The 15,458-nt window shown below is 52.7% G+C and carries 19 protein-coding genes and 4 pseudogenes; 17 read left to right on the top strand and 6 right to left on the bottom strand.

Annotated features, from left to right (window positions below):
- Positions 1 to 63: 63 nt before the first annotated feature.
- Positions 64 to 228, bottom strand: a pseudogene (locus tag IPI71_00115) (hypothetical protein).
- A 610-nt stretch (positions 229 to 838) separates the two neighbouring features.
- Here IPI71_00115 and IPI71_00110 point away from each other — a divergent pair.
- The 14 genes and pseudogenes from IPI71_00110 to IPI71_00045 all read left to right on the top strand — a co-directional run bounded on the left by IPI71_00110 (position 839) and on the right by IPI71_00045 (position 9,824).
- Positions 839 to 1,231, top strand: coding sequence for a hotdog fold thioesterase (locus tag IPI71_00110; protein QQR71882.1), 393 nt, complete (start codon positions 839 to 841; stop codon positions 1,229 to 1,231).
- Between the two features lie 114 nt (positions 1,232 to 1,345).
- Positions 1,346 to 2,023: a class I SAM-dependent methyltransferase gene (locus IPI71_00105; protein ID QQR70985.1), complete on the top strand. Its 678-nt coding sequence runs from the start codon at positions 1,346 to 1,348 to the stop codon at positions 2,021 to 2,023.
- 670 nt (positions 2,024 to 2,693) lie between these two features.
- Positions 2,694 to 3,263 carry a protease inhibitor I42 family protein gene (locus IPI71_00100; GenBank protein ID QQR70984.1) on the top strand — a complete coding sequence of 190 codons (570 nt, stop codon included), beginning with the start codon at positions 2,694 to 2,696 and terminating at the stop codon, positions 3,261 to 3,263.
- Positions 3,264 to 3,857: 594 nt separating this feature from the next.
- Positions 3,858 to 4,148 (top strand): HEAT repeat domain-containing protein, encoded by a 291-nt coding sequence (locus IPI71_00095; GenBank protein QQR70983.1) that lies wholly within the window; start codon positions 3,858 to 3,860, stop codon positions 4,146 to 4,148.
- A 237-nt stretch (positions 4,149 to 4,385) separates the two neighbouring features.
- Complete coding sequence (locus IPI71_00090; protein QQR70982.1) at positions 4,386 to 5,066, top strand: epoxyqueuosine reductase; 681 nt, start codon at positions 4,386 to 4,388, stop codon at positions 5,064 to 5,066.
- 238 nt (positions 5,067 to 5,304) lie between these two features.
- Entirely contained in the window at positions 5,305 to 5,661 is a 357-nt protein-coding gene (locus IPI71_00085; protein QQR70981.1) for an MBL fold metallo-hydrolase, read from the top strand.
- Between the two features lie 156 nt (positions 5,662 to 5,817).
- Positions 5,818 to 6,015 carry a hypothetical protein gene (locus IPI71_00080; GenBank protein QQR70980.1) on the top strand — a complete coding sequence of 66 codons (198 nt, stop codon included), beginning with the start codon at positions 5,818 to 5,820 and terminating at the stop codon, positions 6,013 to 6,015.
- Positions 6,016 to 6,374: 359 nt separating this feature from the next.
- Positions 6,375 to 7,015, top strand: a pseudogene (locus IPI71_00075) (SIS domain-containing protein).
- Positions 7,016 to 7,357: 342 nt separating this feature from the next.
- Complete coding sequence (locus tag IPI71_00070; protein ID QQR70979.1) at positions 7,358 to 7,627, top strand: hypothetical protein; 270 nt, start codon at positions 7,358 to 7,360, stop codon at positions 7,625 to 7,627.
- A 201-nt stretch (positions 7,628 to 7,828) separates the two neighbouring features.
- Positions 7,829 to 8,572 carry a phosphoribosyltransferase gene (locus IPI71_00065; GenBank protein ID QQR70978.1) on the top strand — a complete coding sequence of 248 codons (744 nt, stop codon included), beginning with the start codon at positions 7,829 to 7,831 and terminating at the stop codon, positions 8,570 to 8,572.
- Between the two features lie 23 nt (positions 8,573 to 8,595).
- A complete protein-coding gene (locus IPI71_00060) occupies positions 8,596 to 8,829 on the top strand; it encodes a hypothetical protein (protein QQR70977.1) in 234 nt (77 codons plus the stop codon).
- 36 nt (positions 8,830 to 8,865) lie between these two features.
- Positions 8,866 to 9,351, top strand: a complete 486-nt coding sequence (locus tag IPI71_00055) for a hypothetical protein (protein ID QQR70976.1) — start codon at positions 8,866 to 8,868, stop codon at positions 9,349 to 9,351.
- A 6-nt stretch (positions 9,352 to 9,357) separates the two neighbouring features.
- Positions 9,358 to 9,651: a universal stress protein gene (locus IPI71_00050; GenBank protein ID QQR70975.1), complete on the top strand. Its 294-nt coding sequence runs from the start codon at positions 9,358 to 9,360 to the stop codon at positions 9,649 to 9,651.
- Entirely contained in the window at positions 9,648 to 9,824 is a 177-nt protein-coding gene (locus tag IPI71_00045; protein ID QQR70974.1) for a universal stress protein, read from the top strand. Before IPI71_00050 ends, IPI71_00045 begins: the two co-directional genes overlap by 4 nt.
- A gap of 217 nt (positions 9,825 to 10,041) precedes the next feature.
- Here the strand turns inward: IPI71_00045 and IPI71_00040 are convergent, their stop codons facing one another.
- The 5 genes and pseudogenes from IPI71_00040 to IPI71_00020 form a co-directional block, all read right to left on the bottom strand.
- On the bottom strand, positions 10,042 to 10,455 hold the full coding sequence (locus IPI71_00040) for a phosphate-starvation-inducible PsiE family protein (GenBank protein QQR70973.1): 414 nt from the start codon (positions 10,453 to 10,455) through the stop codon (positions 10,042 to 10,044).
- Between the two features lie 498 nt (positions 10,456 to 10,953).
- Entirely contained in the window at positions 10,954 to 11,184 is a 231-nt protein-coding gene (locus tag IPI71_00035; GenBank protein ID QQR70972.1) for a hypothetical protein, read from the bottom strand.
- Positions 11,185 to 11,276: 92 nt separating this feature from the next.
- Positions 11,277 to 11,525 (bottom strand): hypothetical protein, encoded by a 249-nt coding sequence (locus tag IPI71_00030; GenBank protein QQR70971.1) that lies wholly within the window; start codon positions 11,523 to 11,525, stop codon positions 11,277 to 11,279.
- Between the two features lie 182 nt (positions 11,526 to 11,707).
- Positions 11,708 to 12,109 (bottom strand): annotated as a pseudogene (locus IPI71_00025) (molybdenum cofactor biosynthesis protein MoaE).
- Between the two features lie 295 nt (positions 12,110 to 12,404).
- Positions 12,405 to 13,148 (bottom strand): annotated as a pseudogene (locus IPI71_00020) (HesA/MoeB/ThiF family protein).
- Between the two features lie 193 nt (positions 13,149 to 13,341).
- Between IPI71_00020 and IPI71_00015 the strand changes: the two are divergent.
- The 3 genes from IPI71_00015 (at position 13,342) to IPI71_00005 (ending at position 14,983) form a co-directional block, all read left to right on the top strand.
- A complete protein-coding gene (locus tag IPI71_00015; protein ID QQR70970.1) occupies positions 13,342 to 13,533 on the top strand; it encodes a hypothetical protein in 192 nt (63 codons plus the stop codon).
- A gap of 191 nt (positions 13,534 to 13,724) precedes the next feature.
- On the top strand, positions 13,725 to 14,093 hold the full coding sequence (locus IPI71_00010) for a hypothetical protein (protein QQR70969.1): 369 nt from the start codon (positions 13,725 to 13,727) through the stop codon (positions 14,091 to 14,093).
- Between the two features lie 629 nt (positions 14,094 to 14,722).
- Positions 14,723 to 14,983, top strand: a complete 261-nt coding sequence (locus tag IPI71_00005; GenBank protein QQR70968.1) for a hypothetical protein — start codon at positions 14,723 to 14,725, stop codon at positions 14,981 to 14,983.
- The last annotated feature ends 475 nt before the right edge of the window (positions 14,984 to 15,458 follow it).

Here is a 15,458-nt window from a genome sequence, read left to right as displayed (position 1 = left end):
TGAAGAACTATTCTCCTTCTTTACCCAGATGCCCGGACAGTCCCATGATGTAATGGCCGCCGGTTAGGAGACCAACATGAAATTCACAGAGAAGATTGGATCTTGATGCCCATCGAAATAGATCATCACGTTCCCGCAGGAGGCGATATCCAGATACCGTGATACCGAATCACCCTTCATCAGGTCATGGTAGAGAAACTTGCTATTACTTCGGAGTTGAAATTTGACGTTATATTAATTGCCTCGAGTATGCGTTCGAGTTGGCAGGGATTCGATCCCGGGTTTCTTCACCGATGCTAAAATACTCTCGATCGGTATCGGCTGGCCGTCTTCACAAATGCATACCTTAGCTTCAATTGTGTGCACGATATCCAACCGGGGTGATCTCCTTTTTGTTTTCCTACCAGTGAGATCATCCCAACAAGGGATTATCTCTGCCGATCCCTGGACCCGATTAAAACATTACGCGTTACTAAAATTCATGAATGCTTTTACCGTCGGAAATCGAGCCTCGTGTCCGGACTCTCTCACCCGCATATCGATGGGCGGCTAAGTCCAGCATCCGTTGTTGTCAGGCCAAATCACGCGCGAACTGGAAACGAGGGGCTATATAACTCTCCGCTCTGACTCTGTCAAGCGTCTTTCTTTTCACATTGTTCATTATCATCGTTCCCCTTCCCACGGGTGGTATGCATGGCAGTCCATCATCATCGTTTTTTATACACGCCCGAATGAAGGTGGTATGCGTGAAAATCCTGAATTTCTGAAGCGAAACGGAAACAAGCTCAACCTGGACAGGATCCATACTTTCATTGCAAACAACGAGTACAATGGGCGTATGGATGATCCGGAACAATTTCTCGCAAGAGATGCCTTCGCCCGGCAAGCGGGAATCACGCTCCTCGAGTCTTCTTCGGGAAGGGCACGGGTAAAAATGGAGGTTTGCGACATGCACCTGAACAGCCATGGAACTGTGCACGGCGGGGCCATCTTCACTCTTGCCGATACCGCCTTTGCTGTTGCGTCAAATTCCCATGGCATACCTGCTGCTGCCATAAATGCCCATATCTCCTATATGAGATCGGTTTCCTCCGGTACACTCTATGCCGATGCAGAGGAGTTCGACCTCAACCCGAAGCTTGCCACCTACACGGTAAGGATAAGCGATGAAAAAGGGGTTCCAATCGCCATATTCCAGGGAATGGTCTACCGGAAGACCCCACGGAAATAAACACCCGCAATAAAAAAGGTTCAGAGCCGGGCCTTGGGCCTGTTCATGCAGGTGTGACAGGGGGAATAAGTGAATCTATAGGATTTGGAAGAAAATTAACAAAAAGGGCAACAGATGAGTAGCTTGGAAAAGGGTAAAAAACTTCAAGAAGAGTACAGCATAAGGTTTGGAGGCTTAGAGGATTACAGAAAGAACGTATGGAAAATATTGTGTAAAAATATATTTCAAAAACACATTCCAGATGATGCAGCTGTTTTGGATATTGGCTCTGGATATGGCGAGTTTATTACAAATATCGATGCCAAAACAAAATATGCGATCGATCTAAATCCAGATGGCAGGAAATACCTAGCAGATGACATAAATTTTTTAAATCAAGAATGTTCAGAAAAGTGGGTATCAGTTGAGGATAGCTCTATCGATGTTGTTTTCTCTAGTAATTTTTTGGAGCATTTATTCAAAAAAGAGCAAGTAGAAAAAACTCTAAATGAAGCCTTTAGATGCTTAAAACCAGGTGGAATAATAATCTTAATGGGTCCAAACATTAGATATCTGGCTAAAGAGTACTGGGATTTTTGGGATCACTACATTCCTATCTCCGATAACTCAATGGCTGAAGTCTTAAAGCTCTCTGGTTTTGAAATTTTGGATGTAGTGCCAAAATTTTTACCATATACAATGTCGAGGGGAGGGGGACAGCCTCCTTTAATACTTCTAAAAGTTTTTCTTAAATGCAGGCTCTTATGGAAAATCTTTGGAAAACAATTTTTAATAATTGCAAGAAAATCCTGAAAACAGATAATCAGTTTTTTTAAATTTTTAGTAGTTGAAGGGACCCAGCCCTCCTGAATATACTAAGCAGAGTATTATTTGGGATTTTTACAGAATACACAATATCAATAATTTTGGCTTTTTTTGCAGGTGGGTTCCATGCACCTACATAGATGGAAGGCACATAATACTTACCAGAAGTGGCAGGAGTGAACGGGGATACCCTCTCATTCCCGGCAACGGGAATGCCCTGTAACTTCAAAGAATTTCGCAGCTAATAGAAGATTTATGTAAATCGGGATAAAAAGACGGTTATCACACAACGTGAGATGATACCTGATGCAGAAAGAAATCATTCCCCTCGCGGTCCTTGCAACCCTTTTCATTGCAGCCGCCGTGCTCTCCGGGTGCTTGGGAGATGAGGACAAAGTGCCGCCAACTCCTGTGCCGACTCCCTGTTCAGGTAAGGTGTACTTTTGGCATGACCAACGATGGTGAAACCTACGACGTCCCCCCTGATGCCAGGATACGCCCGGCTACCTGGAAACCCAACTACCGGGTTTACCTGGCGGCTGTCGGTGACGCCCGGCCTTGTCATTGAAAACGAAGCTACCAGCCTGATGATCCGGGCAGCAGACTGGTCGGGGCAGGGGGAACCTACCTGTGGGTCCTGAGAGCAGTCCAACCTGGGATGCAGACAATTTCCGGTATTTATTCAAGGCAATGGGAATCCACAACCGGAAACCAGACCAGCTTCACCCTGAATCTACGGGTGGGCGGGAGCCCTCCACCAACCGGGATTCCGCTCAATTATACCATTTACACAGAAGGGGATAACGAAAAACCGTTTCCCCAGGGACTGGGAGGAGAATTCGGTATCCGGCTGGCCGAGAACCCGACCACCGGGTATTCCTGGATTCTAACGGTTCCAAACGGCCTTTCCCTTATCGGTGATGAGTATATCCCGTCCCAACCCCCTGGCATGATGGCAGGCTCCGGAGGGATCCATGCATTCTCATTAAAAGCAACAGGGAGAGGCGAACATGCCGTTCACGGTGAATACCGGCGTCCATGGGTCGCGGAAGGTACCATTGCCTTCATCGACCTTGAAGGTGGGTTCTTTGGAATTACCGGTGATGACGGAGAACACTACCTGCCGCTCAATCTTGTCCCGGAGTATGAGGTTGACAGACTCCGCATCGCGTTTGAATTCGAGCCGGGAAAGACGCAGCCACCATCCAGATGTGGGGCACTCCCGTGAATCTCACTTTCATCGAGAAGACCGAACTGCATGATCTTACAGTCCGGGTGCTATAATCAGAACCTCTCCTTTTTGTCTCTCGGTCTTTCCGGGGTCATCATCCCGGCACATGGTTCAAAGGATACATGCATTGTTGGTGAAGAACCCGGGATGCACGAGGCGATCGATGACCATGATCGAAAAAGATGTCCCGCTCCAGGTACCGGTCAGAGTTACTCCAGGATCCGGACCATGAGGGAATTCCCACGTTTTCATTTAATGGAGGCTGATATCGAGGAAAAAGGAAGGCGAGGGGTTTGATCTTGAAGTGCATTATGAAGATTGCAGGCAGGGCCGGATAATCGCTTTATACCATTGCTGCACCGTCCTCATTCCAGAAACAGGCCTTCCTCATACGAGCGGATTGGCGGGCAAAGGTATTTATGTTCATGGATATACTTCAAACACGAATTTTTCAGGACCAATAGTGGAGCAGCAGATTACTGCCATTTTTCTTCCAAATAAAAGGAGGGGTTTTCATGAATGCGAAACTGGAAGAGCCGGCAGATATGTCCGGCACAGATCGTTGGAGATCGATATCCGAATTACGGAAACTTGGCCCCACGCAGTCGAGTACTGGTTATCAATCTCTGGGATAGCGACAAGAAAGTCCGACTGGCCGCCATTGATGCCCTCGGGGGAATCGGAGACCCACGGGCATATGAACACCTGGTCAGGATGCTCGGTGATCAGGATCATGATGTGCGGTTTGCCTGTGTGGTGGCATTGGGACAAATGGGCGACAAACGCGCAATCGGACCACTTTCAGAGGCCTGTCACGATAAGAACGGCTATGTGAGGACCATCGCGCAGGAAATGGTTGAGAGACTGAAAGGCATTCAGTAAGCCTGGCCCGGATATGGGACATGGCACGCAGCATCCGGCGCTCCAGACTGAATCCGGCCAGTGAAATGCCATCTTTATTCAGATAGTACCTTTTTTGCCTGGAAACTCCAGATATCCTTTGACCTGGAATGCATGAAGCACTGAAAGAGTCGATCAGGTCACGGTGCCGGGGACTGAGATCCCCTGGTCGGAGTTGCCGACGTACACCGCTGGGAAGATCCGCCGTTCCAGCCATGGATGCCGAAGGAATTCTATCCCTGGTCCATATTTCCCGAGGCGGAATCGGCGATTGTTATCGGGCTTCCTGTGTCCCTCCCGGCACTGGAAACCTCGCCTTCGATCCACTACCGGGAACTCTACATCACCGTGAACGCGCTCCTCGATCAGCATACTTACCGGCTGGCGGAGTATCTGACAGCCCGGGGTATCCCTCTGTTTTTATCCCCGGACGGATACGGATCGATCGAGGTGCTCCTGGAAAATCCGGTTGCCTTCTTCTCTCACCGCCATGCTGCCTATCTTGCAGGACTTGGGAACTTTGGCGTGAACAACATGATCCTCACCCCTCAAAGCGGCCCACGGGTCCGGTTCGGGACCGTCCTTTCTGCAGCACGCCTCCCACCCGATCCACTCCTTGAAGAGGACCTCTGCACCCGTTGTATGCGATGTGTCGAGATGTGCCCTTCTTCAGCCCTGGGACCAGGGGGGTATCCCTCTTCCCTTACCGATAAACATGCGTGTGCTTCGTGGACTGCGGAACTGCACCGCCACTTCGTATCACCCTGCGGAATCTGCATCAAGGTTTGCCCGGTAGGTGAAGATCGGGACCGGTACGGGCGACGGGATGTCTCCTTATACGGGAACCCGGAAAAAGATCCCGCCCTTCATCGGGCATGGGAACATGTGCGAAGATGGTAGGGAGGAAATGATTCCAGGCTCCTGGCCCGTGAACCGATAGTCTGGAATCCTGACATCCGGCGATTTGCCGTTTTAGTTACCCTTATGCCCCTTATTGTTCAAATGAACAGGAATCAGGGAGCCAGCGGGGACATGTATCTTACTACCCTGATCGAGAATACACCGGGAAAACAGCCCGGGCTTACCACAGCACGGGCTCTGCTCTCATCGAAGCCCGGGGCAGGCTCCTCCTTTTGATATGGGACAGGACGGGACGTTCATCCGGAATGCCGAGTCACTTGGCCAGGATCTTGCTCGCATAAAGACAGGAATTCTCTCCCACGGCCACTATGATCACGGCGGGGGTCTTGGCCCATTTCTGGAATATAATGCCAGGGCTCCAGTCTACCTGAAAGAAAGGTGCAATGAAGCCTACTACGCCCGGGATCCTGGCCGGTACCGGTATATCGGGCTTGATGCCGGAATTCTCTCAACGCATGCAGATCGGTTCATCCGGGTCGGAACCGATACCTGGATCGCTCCCGGCCTGATGCTCATCGCCAATATACAGAGAACGGAACCACTGCCTCCTGGGAACAGTTCACTGCTGGCATAGATACACGGACGTTTCGAGCCGGACCAGTTCCTCCACGGTTTTCTTGGTTGTTGAAGAACGAGACGGGATCACCATAATAACCGGGTGCGGCTATTCCGGAATTCTGAATATCGTGCATACCGCAAAAGAACGATATCCCGGCCGGCAGATCAGGCCGTGGTCGGCGGATTTCATCTCATCGACCGGGCGACACCACCGGAACTGGTCCGCTCCACCGGCGAGGGGCCTGCGGCAGCCGGGTGCGGCCGCGTCATCACCGGTCACTGCACGGGAAACGATGCCAAAACTGCCCTCAAAAAGGTGCTCGGCCACCGTTTTACGGCACTTTACACCGGGTATTCAACCGAGATCTGACCAGGAGACAATTCAGGGAAAAAAACCTGGTACCAGGAATGGTCATGGCGAGACGGGTATCGGAACCAAGCGCGGTTCGGGGTTCGACGGGTCCGGGGCTGCACCCACTTCATCCGGTACACCGGAGGTCGCTTGACCGGCTGAACGGCTCGCATTGCAGCCGTCTCATCCTTTTGTTTCTGGCATCAGGTCGAAATCCGCGTGGCTGCGATTGTGCATAATTAATGAAAACCTGACAGGACTGATATGATCCGCAAGCGAACCGGTAAGTTTCTCCGGGCGCTGGGGATTGAATCCCCATGGGCCATCATCTCCATCCGGCATGCATTTCTTCATAAAGAACGTACATAATATACGGGATGTCCAAGGAAGAGATAGTGCCGGACCAGGAGGCGCCTCCCTGCTATTCGCTTTCTGAGCTGATGGTCCTTATGGCCGGAAAGATGGAAGAGACCGCGCGTACCCTCGATGTGGACCAGGCAGCGAGGTTCCTCGATGAGATGCTTGCCGCCCGGAGAGTGTATGTCGCAGGGGCGGGGCGTTCCGGTCTCGTCTCACGGGCGTTTGCCATGCGCCTGATGCATATCGGGTTTGAATCGTATGTCATCGGCGAAACGATAACTCCGGCATTTTCTGCAGGCGATACACTGGTCGCTTTCTCTGGCTCCGGTGAGACCAACTCGATCTTTGATATCTGCGAGACGGCAAAGGAACTGGGGGGAAGCTGCTTAATCACAGCGTCCCTGATTCACGAATCGCCAGGATCGCTGACTGTATGGTCATGCTCGGAAGGCAGGAGCCACGCGGCGAGGAGACAAGCAAGTACGAGGTTCGCCAGATTATGGGACAGTACAGATCGGTATCCCCCTCCTTTGCACCACTCGGAACACTTTTTGAAACCGCAGCTCTCATTTTTGCTGATTCGGTCATCTCCGCGCTCATCTGGACACGTCACTGCAACCTCGATGAGGTCCGGGGACGGCTCTCCAATGTCCAGTAAGGGCATGGGATTGACATCCTTTCCCAGGGGTTTGCTCTGTTACCCGAACCCTTCATAACCATTCATGTGAAAGCACCCCTCATGGATGATGCGGCTTTTCTCAGGTCTGATGATGAAGCGAGATCCTCCTGAAACAGCATTCCAGAGCATGGATGTCGAAATTGTTAAGGAGATGGAAAAGGAAGGGAACTGGGATTCTGGATCCGGTTCGGCAAATACCCGATCCTATCGATCATCGGAAGGAACCCATTTCTGCATTGTTGCTTTCAGATTACCCTCAAGGATGACGCGCAATCAATCACCTGAACGAGCTTTATGAAAAGAACGATGCCCATTTCATCTATGGAACTGACCCGTGCATTCTCTTCGCTGCTTACCGGGTTTTCACGTATCGTTGAACACGGAAGAGTAATCGGGTTTACCGTTTCGAAATACATTTACCCCCACCACGCCGAGTTCAACATGCGAACCCTTGATCTCGCCCTCCAAAGCGTTGTCAGTACAGGTGCCGTCGGGGCAGCGTTCCTGAAATGGATGGCCCGGGTCATCGATGTCGAGTGCGAGCGTGGTTCTGTTCCATGGGATACCGATCCGACCCGACTTACCATCTAGAGACCCTGAGCCGGGAAACGCCACCATGGAACTGCCTGGTAGACCGAATTGCCTGGTCCGGGTTCCGGCAGGGATATCCGGTCCCGGCTCTATGATAACAGGTGAGCCTGCCCCGCAATTCTCCTCTCTGCCGGTGCCTGGAAAAGCCTTTCCTGCCATGGGAAAATCTTATAATCCCTGGTAGAGCGTCCCTAGGCATATATGGATGCTGACTCCTTTCCCATCGATATGGTCTCCTGGGACAGTGCAATATCGCTATCAAGGAGCCTGGCAGATATTATCAGGGCCTCCGGACTCGCTCCCGATCTCGTTATCGCCATCGGACGGGGGGGTTACGTCCCTGCGCGGGTTGTCTGTGATCGCCTTCTCATATCAGACCTGACCAGCATAAAGATCGAGCACTGGGGGGTTGCAGCCCGGGAATTCGACCGGGCGGTGGTGCGGTTCCACCTTTCTGTAGATGTGGAGGGGAAAACGATCCTTGTCATCGATGATGTCACCGATACAGGAGAGACCCTGATTACGGCCACGGAGTACCTTGCACGGCACAGGCCGGGAGAACTTCGCACCGGTGTCCTCCAGCACAAGACCTGTTCGGCCTTCCAGCCTGATTACTATGCTGAACGAATTGCCGAATGGAAATGGATCATCTACCCCTGGGCACTCCACGAGGATATGATTGGATTTCTGGAAAAAGTACTGGGCGATCAGCCTGTTTCTCCGGAAGGCCTGGCCCGGTTCCTCGGGGAGCGTTTCAAGATGTACCCGGATATGGGTGAAGTGATCCTTGCCCTGGACGACATGGTCTCCCTGGGTAGCCAGCCGGAGGGACGGTCAGTATTTCGCGGCCGGAAACAGGCAGTGGCGGGTATGACGTTTTTCTGCCCGAGCCTGGATCGAACGGGACACGTGGGTTATGAAAGTACCAGGACAAAGAATGGTTAATGCAGGACCGGGCTGTACCTTAAATGAACACTTCCATGGAAATCGATGGTGATCGGATTCGGCTGCTGCGTGATTTTCTCTCAAGCCCACCAATACGACGAAGGAGGGTTGATGACAGGGCTCTTGGAAGGTATCATGAGGCGCTGGTTCATCGCTCGTTTATCCGGGAGTGCGGCAAACCAGGTTCCAGTGACAACGAGCGTCTGGAATTTCTCGGGGACAGGGTTCTAAACCTGGTCGTTGGGAGTTCCTGTTGACCTACCCGGAACCTGAAGGTGAACTGACCGCACTGGATGGAATGGACCGAGAACCGCAACCTTGCACGTGCTGTCAGCGCTCTTGCTATCGGATTTGAAGACCTTGTCCTGGTGGGAAGTAACCAGGAAAAGACCCCCCGCATCATTGCCGGTGCGTTCGAGGCCTTCGTAGCCGCACTCTACCTTGACCTTGGAATGGCCCGGACGAAAGCCATCATCGTGGAGCTGATGTCTGGTAGTATACGGGAATATCGGACCGACCGCAACTATAAAAAGATGCTCCAGGAACATTTCCAGAAGCAGAAACCGCTCCCGCCCACCTACCTCCTCGAGGATCGATCAGGAACCCCCACCATCCCAGCCACGTATGTTGTCACCGTGGACGCGGAGATTATCGGAAAGGAGTGGGCGCTCGCAGGCCGAAGCAACCCAGAACGCTGCACGGCAGGCCCTCAACAGGCTGAACGGGACCCACGAGGATTAGGGATATCATTATGTGGTCCCCATGGTACCATCAGGTGATGTCCTGTGTTCCGGAAAATTCTCGTCGCTGTTGATGGGTCACCCATAACCAGAAACGTACTTACTGCGGCGGCCGACCTGGCAAGGCATTACCATGCGGAACTCCACTGTATTTACATCATCGAAACCGGGTGGTCCGAAGAGGAGATCGCCCGTGAACTGGTCATCCGCGAAGTTGAAGAAGAGTCAGGGATCGTGCTCGCAGGTTTGAGAGAGAACTTGCCAGGATGGGTGTATGCAGGCGGTCATGCACCTGAAACGCGGGCACCCTGGCGAATCCATCCTCGCGGCAGCAGATGACACTCGGCGCCGACCTGATCGTGATCGGCCCGGTAGGCAAAGGCCACATCTCACGCATGCTCTCCGGGAGCGTCAGCACGCACGTGTTCAGCCAGCCCGGTGGCAACCCTCGTTGTCCGGCCCTGATAGGTAGCGGGCCATCACGATTCTTCCCATTCGTGTCCATGGTATAACACCACTCTACATCATTTCCTGGTCATCTTCAGAATCGTCCTGTTGCCTGAGGGCCCTGGCAGGTTATTTGCTCGATAGCGAGCAAAGCCCGTTGATCAGCGCTCTGGTATACCAATTTGCCTTCTCCCGGGGAGATAAAATCGCATCGAAGGGTTCAATCGTGACCTGGGTCTTATCGCGGAATGTCCTTATATCCCTCTTCGCGATCACCGGGTGCTACCTGGGGGATGTCCTCCGGATCAGGTAGTACGAGGCCGACAGGGCGATGATTACCACCCCCAGGGCGATCATGACATTGGCATTGAGCTCTTCTAATCCCTCAATGAACGGATCGAGGAGGATGATCTTTCTGGCCACTGCAATGATAGCTACGAGGACAATTATCTCGACCTGGATCTCATTCTTGAGGAGATATGCCTTATCGTCTCGGGGTTCGATCCTGATGAGGATGAGAAGGAAATACCCGAAGATCTGGAGAATCTCGTGGTTCCCGAGACGATACGAGAGATCGGAGAAAAGTGCAAAAAAAGATAATGAGGAGTTCAAGGACGCCAAAGAAGATGACCCGGCAAGAAGGACCATCAGGACGTAATAGACACCCCGTTCAAATTTATTGATGTATTCGAGCACCTCTCATCACGCTCTGTTTTCCATGGAGACCGTGCGACACCGTTTCGCCTGTCTCTATCCCAGGTTGTGTGGGAGAAGTATAAATAAATGGGCGAATTCGTTCTTAACAGTTGAAGCCGGAGGCATACCCTGCTCCTCAGGCTGCAGGGTTGCAACGATTGTTCATCGTTAATTTCCATCGGATCAGCCAAGCCGCTCCATGTCACGGCAGATCTTTAAATCCGCACCCAAACCGGATGTGGCTCTTCTCATTCTGGAAGCGATCTTCGTTGCTCTCCGGTGTTCAAAAGATTCCCTGAACCAGAGGGAATTTTTTTTGTTATGTCCATTGAGGAAGATATCCATTCCACCTGATGCAAACACGGATGCAAAAAAGCTCTTCAGGATCAGGGGATGGGGGAGGGGTGTAGGTCTCTGGAGGAACACTTTTCGTATCCTCTCTTCAGTCTCCCGCCGGGCGGGCATCGACCAGAAGGCGTTGTTCCCGTTCCAGGCACATTATGGGTATGCGTGCGATGCATGGCACCCTGGACACAGGACGAGGATGTGTGAAGTTGCATCCCGATCCCGAAGATGATCAGCCATGCCGGGGATACAGTGCAGTTCGAGGACATGGGCTCCGACCATGCGGCCACAACATTCGCACCGCTGACCGGTCGCTGCTTTGAGCATCCTGACCCGCTGTGCCGATCCTCGATCGTTCGAACCGTATGCAGATATCCATCTCACAAACGGATGGGACACTGATATAAAAACGTTTCCAAAGGGACATCCTCTCCCAAAATAACAGTTCTGTTCACTGAGTCATGGAGATTACAATCTCATCCACCGGGAACGACGGACTGTATGATGCGGTCTTTTTCCGTGCCGAAATTACCGGTCACCAACGTGGTCTTTCGTAAACCCCATCGTGCGGCGGAGTGCACGCCCAGGTTTGTTACCGGGGCGACGGTCAGCAGAACCCACTTTGCAGGGGTGCGGTTGAAGGCTTGAAACGAAGGCGGGAGATGAAGGCTGTCCCGGCTGGCCGGCGCTGGCACTCCTCCGATACCTTCAAGCGGATGATCCATCCCTCTTCCGGTGCAGCCTGGGATTCCCGCCCCTGCGGAATAACCTATAACGTGATCCCGCATGCCGCGACATAGAACATCGGACCAGAGAAGACCGCCTCATGCCTGACAAAGACCGGTGCGCGACAGGCAGACCGTGCCTGCGGTGGTATAACCTGGCAATGATGTATCCGGGTATTGTTTCAGGAATGTTCGCCGGGAACCCACCGGGAGCCATCTGCGGTATATTCCTTCTTCCAGATTGGTACCGTTTCCTTGATCCGGTCGATAATGTACTCACATGCCCGGAAGGCGTCTTTCCTATGAGGTGACCCAACGACAATCAGCACTATGTGATCCCCTACCGCGAGAGTACCTATCCGGTGGATGATGTCCACCGACCTGATATCATACCGTGACAGGGCTTCATCCCTGATAGTGCCCAATTCCTGGAGGGGCTGCTTCGCGGTATGCCTCAAGATCGATTGCCGTTATGCCGTCGTCCCGCACAATTCCGGTAAAGGTCACGATGCCACCGACCTGGCGGTCCTGGCCTTATCGATCAAAACTCCGGAATTAAACTCCTCTTCGGTTATCGTAATCATGCTCCTCTCCCTTTCAGCCCCCGCAACAGGAGGGTAGATTGCCACTTCATCCTCTTCGGATAGAACGGTGAGTGCAAATGCGGTCCGGGCCAACCGTCTCCCGTTGAGCATGACGATGATGTTATCCTGAATCATCTCTCCTCATCAAACAGGAGATCCCTGCTCTCGCCCGATCGTGCTGCGAGCCTATAAGGAGATCCTGGATTCCGATCCTTCCGGGATATCGAGTGTATTCACATCACCGATGACTTTCGCGGAAGCGTGCGAATGCTCGTACCACGACTTTTACTGCGTCTCACCAGTCCTTCGCATAATAAGAATTATTCCCGCATAAGCATGCATTCCGGTCCCGGTCAAGGTGCATGATAGTGACCGAGGAGTCCCTCCCATCCCAGATCAGCAGGCGGTTTTCGAGCACCGTGCCCATCCCGGTAATTAATTTTATCGCCTTATGCGCCTGCAGGAGCCCGATTGTTCCGGCTGTCGCCGATGACCGAATATCGGATCCGCCGGGCGGATCAGGGAAGATGCATTGCAAGGGCATGCCGTGCCGCCCGGTATTGTGCGGTGGTGACGCCCGTCAAAGCCACACGGCCCTGGGCATGGACGGCAGGAATGCCGCTTTGAAGGGCTGCCTGGTTCAGGGATAGCGTGCGGGAAAGTTATCGAGCGCATTGATGATGAGCGAGGCCTGCCCTGTCAGTTCTGGCGCATTCTGCATGGTGACAGTCTCGCAGAGATCCTCGATAGTCACCCCCGATTCATCGCCTCAAGTTTCACGCACCGAGATTACTTGTGCCGTCCGATATCCTTTTCCCAGTGGAGGATCTGCCGGTTCAGGTTCGTCAGCCCACCCGGTCGGGATCAATAATGGTCAGGCGGGCCGACACCTGCGGCGCAGAGGTATTATGGCGGCAGGGCAGCCAAGACCGCCTGCCCCGGCAAGGACAACGTGCGCCGATTTCAGCCTTTCCTGCCCTTCTTCGCCAATGGATGCTATCTGTCGGAATACCGCTTTGCCTCCTTCTCGTTCCAGCATGGTTCCCCGGTTGAGAGACCTCCGCCGGATACCGCACACTATTAAGTGAGACACTTAACCATAATGTATTTCCTGAACTTCCACGAACTGCCCGGCGAAGCCCGGATGGTCAATGCGATGTCATCGATATCAGAAAAAGAGGGCGTTGCGGGACTACCCTCAAAACAGAAACGGGTCATCGCTCCCATACCATATGTGCGACAGTGTGCTGCTTGCAGTGATAGCAAGCGATGAACTTGGTGGAGTGAGCCAACGTCATCTTTCTGGATTCACCCCCCTTTCCAGGCGGCAGTTCAGGAAGCACGAGCGGGCATCAGCCCTCGGCATCCCCTGCACATCATTCCCTTCCCTATCCTCGACGACCCGGGGTTCAGGCAGAACCTGAAAGACCGTTGTTACTGTGGTGCGAAGAAACGATCCAGCCGATTCTGCGAGAAGCGCTGGGTGCAGATACTGCTGCGGTGGTCGACGTAAATACCAGCGATCCCCAGGAATTCCGTCCAGGCCTCCGGGCCTGTGAAGAAGAAGGGACACTCCACCCGTATGTTGAATGCGGTATTTCCAAGAACGATATCCGTGAAATCGCCCGGTCACTGGCTTTCTTCTGGAATCACCTCTTCATCGGCGTGCCTCGCATCAAGGGTAATATATGGTGAAGAGCCGACCGACAGCACGCTGCTCGCCATCGAGACGGAGAGGAACCTCCACTCCTTCGGGTTCTCCCAGGTCCGGCTCCGGTCCCATGGAGACCTGGCCTGGATAGAAGTCCTCCCCTGGAATTTCCAATCGTGTCATGGTTCCGGAAAGAAATCGCAGAAGGACTGGAGGAGAGCTGGGTACCGGTACAGCACCCTTGGACATCGAAGGCTTCCCGGAGCGGCAGCATGGATGAAGGCAGGAAAAGAATATGAAAAAGAGCCAACAAAACCCATACAGGTTGCCTGATACCTCGATGGAACTTGTAGCCCCCAGCGATGCAAATTCGAGATCCGCTTGTTTTTTGCAATCGCAGGATCATTGCTCATCGCCTATGGAGGTCTGCAATACGCCGTTTATGATATCCTTTTACGGAGCTTCGTGGAGACGCTCTTCGATAGATTACAAACCAGATTTGTGCGCAGGTCTGCTGCCAAGATAGTTCCCAGACCTGAGTTTCATAGCCGCCGATCTTTCTTACCACGCTTATTGCGCCTTACACAGGAAGAACTCGTCCTGTTTGGGGTAGTGGTGATAATCAGGGACACGATCCCGGCCATTTCCTGCAAAGAGACCAAGGAGGTTCCCCTCGAACCCTGAAAGCAGGGCAAGAAACGAAAATGATTCCAGAGGTATACGGTCCTTTCCGGAATCCGAAGTATACCGGTCCTGGTGTGCCCCATCTTTTCCTGTCCGGGCACTGCTGCTTTTTTATCGCCTTCCGTCGAATTGTGGATAGGATACCAGCATGGAACCAGACAGAAAGTTCCACGACCAGGATCGGTCGTCCGGGCAGGGGGAGATATCCTGGGAAACCGGGCTTGCCTGTATCGGGAGGTTCCATGAAGCCTTGTTGCCTTCGATGGATGAACTGAAAAGTGGAATTCATCCTGATCTCCTGGTTCCGGAAGCTCACCCTGGACAGGATTGGTTTTTCGGTTGTGCGCTGGAGTGCTGTGAACGTGCTATCAGCCTGGAGCCGGCGAATAGTAATGCCTGGGTTTGTCCGCGGCCTCACCCTCACGTACATGGCCAGGTACACCGATGCACTCCCATGCCTTGACCATGCAGTAGCTCCTGGACCCTCAAGGCATGGCGAGGCCTGGTTTATCAGGGGAATTAGCTTACCAGCAGGGTGACCTTTGAAAAAGCCCCTCGCCCTACGATATGGCCCTTTCTCTATCTTCCTATCATCCAAAAGCCTGGTACAACCGGGGAGTTTGTCTTGCTGATATGGAACGCTTCCAGGATGTACTGGTATCGTATGACACCCACCCCAGGATTATTCTGGTTTCAGCGTGGTTTATTCAAACTGGGGAGTTGCCCTTGCCGCTTTACAGGCAGGTATGAGGATGCGCTCTCTTCTTTTCGTTCGGCACCTTCGATCTCGATCCCGGGGATTTTACTGCGCTTAACAATATGGGTATCTCCTTTCCCGGATGTAAGGGATGAAGAGGCCATGGGCTATCTGGACCGGGCACGGGAGTGCGTACGGCTCCGTGATATTCCTAGGAAGATATGGTAGATGGAGGTGGGTTGATTTGCATTCCTGAAAATATTCTCGAGGATATATCGAAGAATGGATAAAGGAAGGTCATGATCCTGTTTCTATCG

The sequence above is a fragment of the Methanolinea sp. genome, assembly GCA_016699325.1.
Lineage (GTDB): Archaea > Halobacteriota > Methanomicrobia > Methanomicrobiales > Methanospirillaceae > UBA9949.
This window is presented reverse-complemented; position numbering and strand designations above follow the sequence as displayed.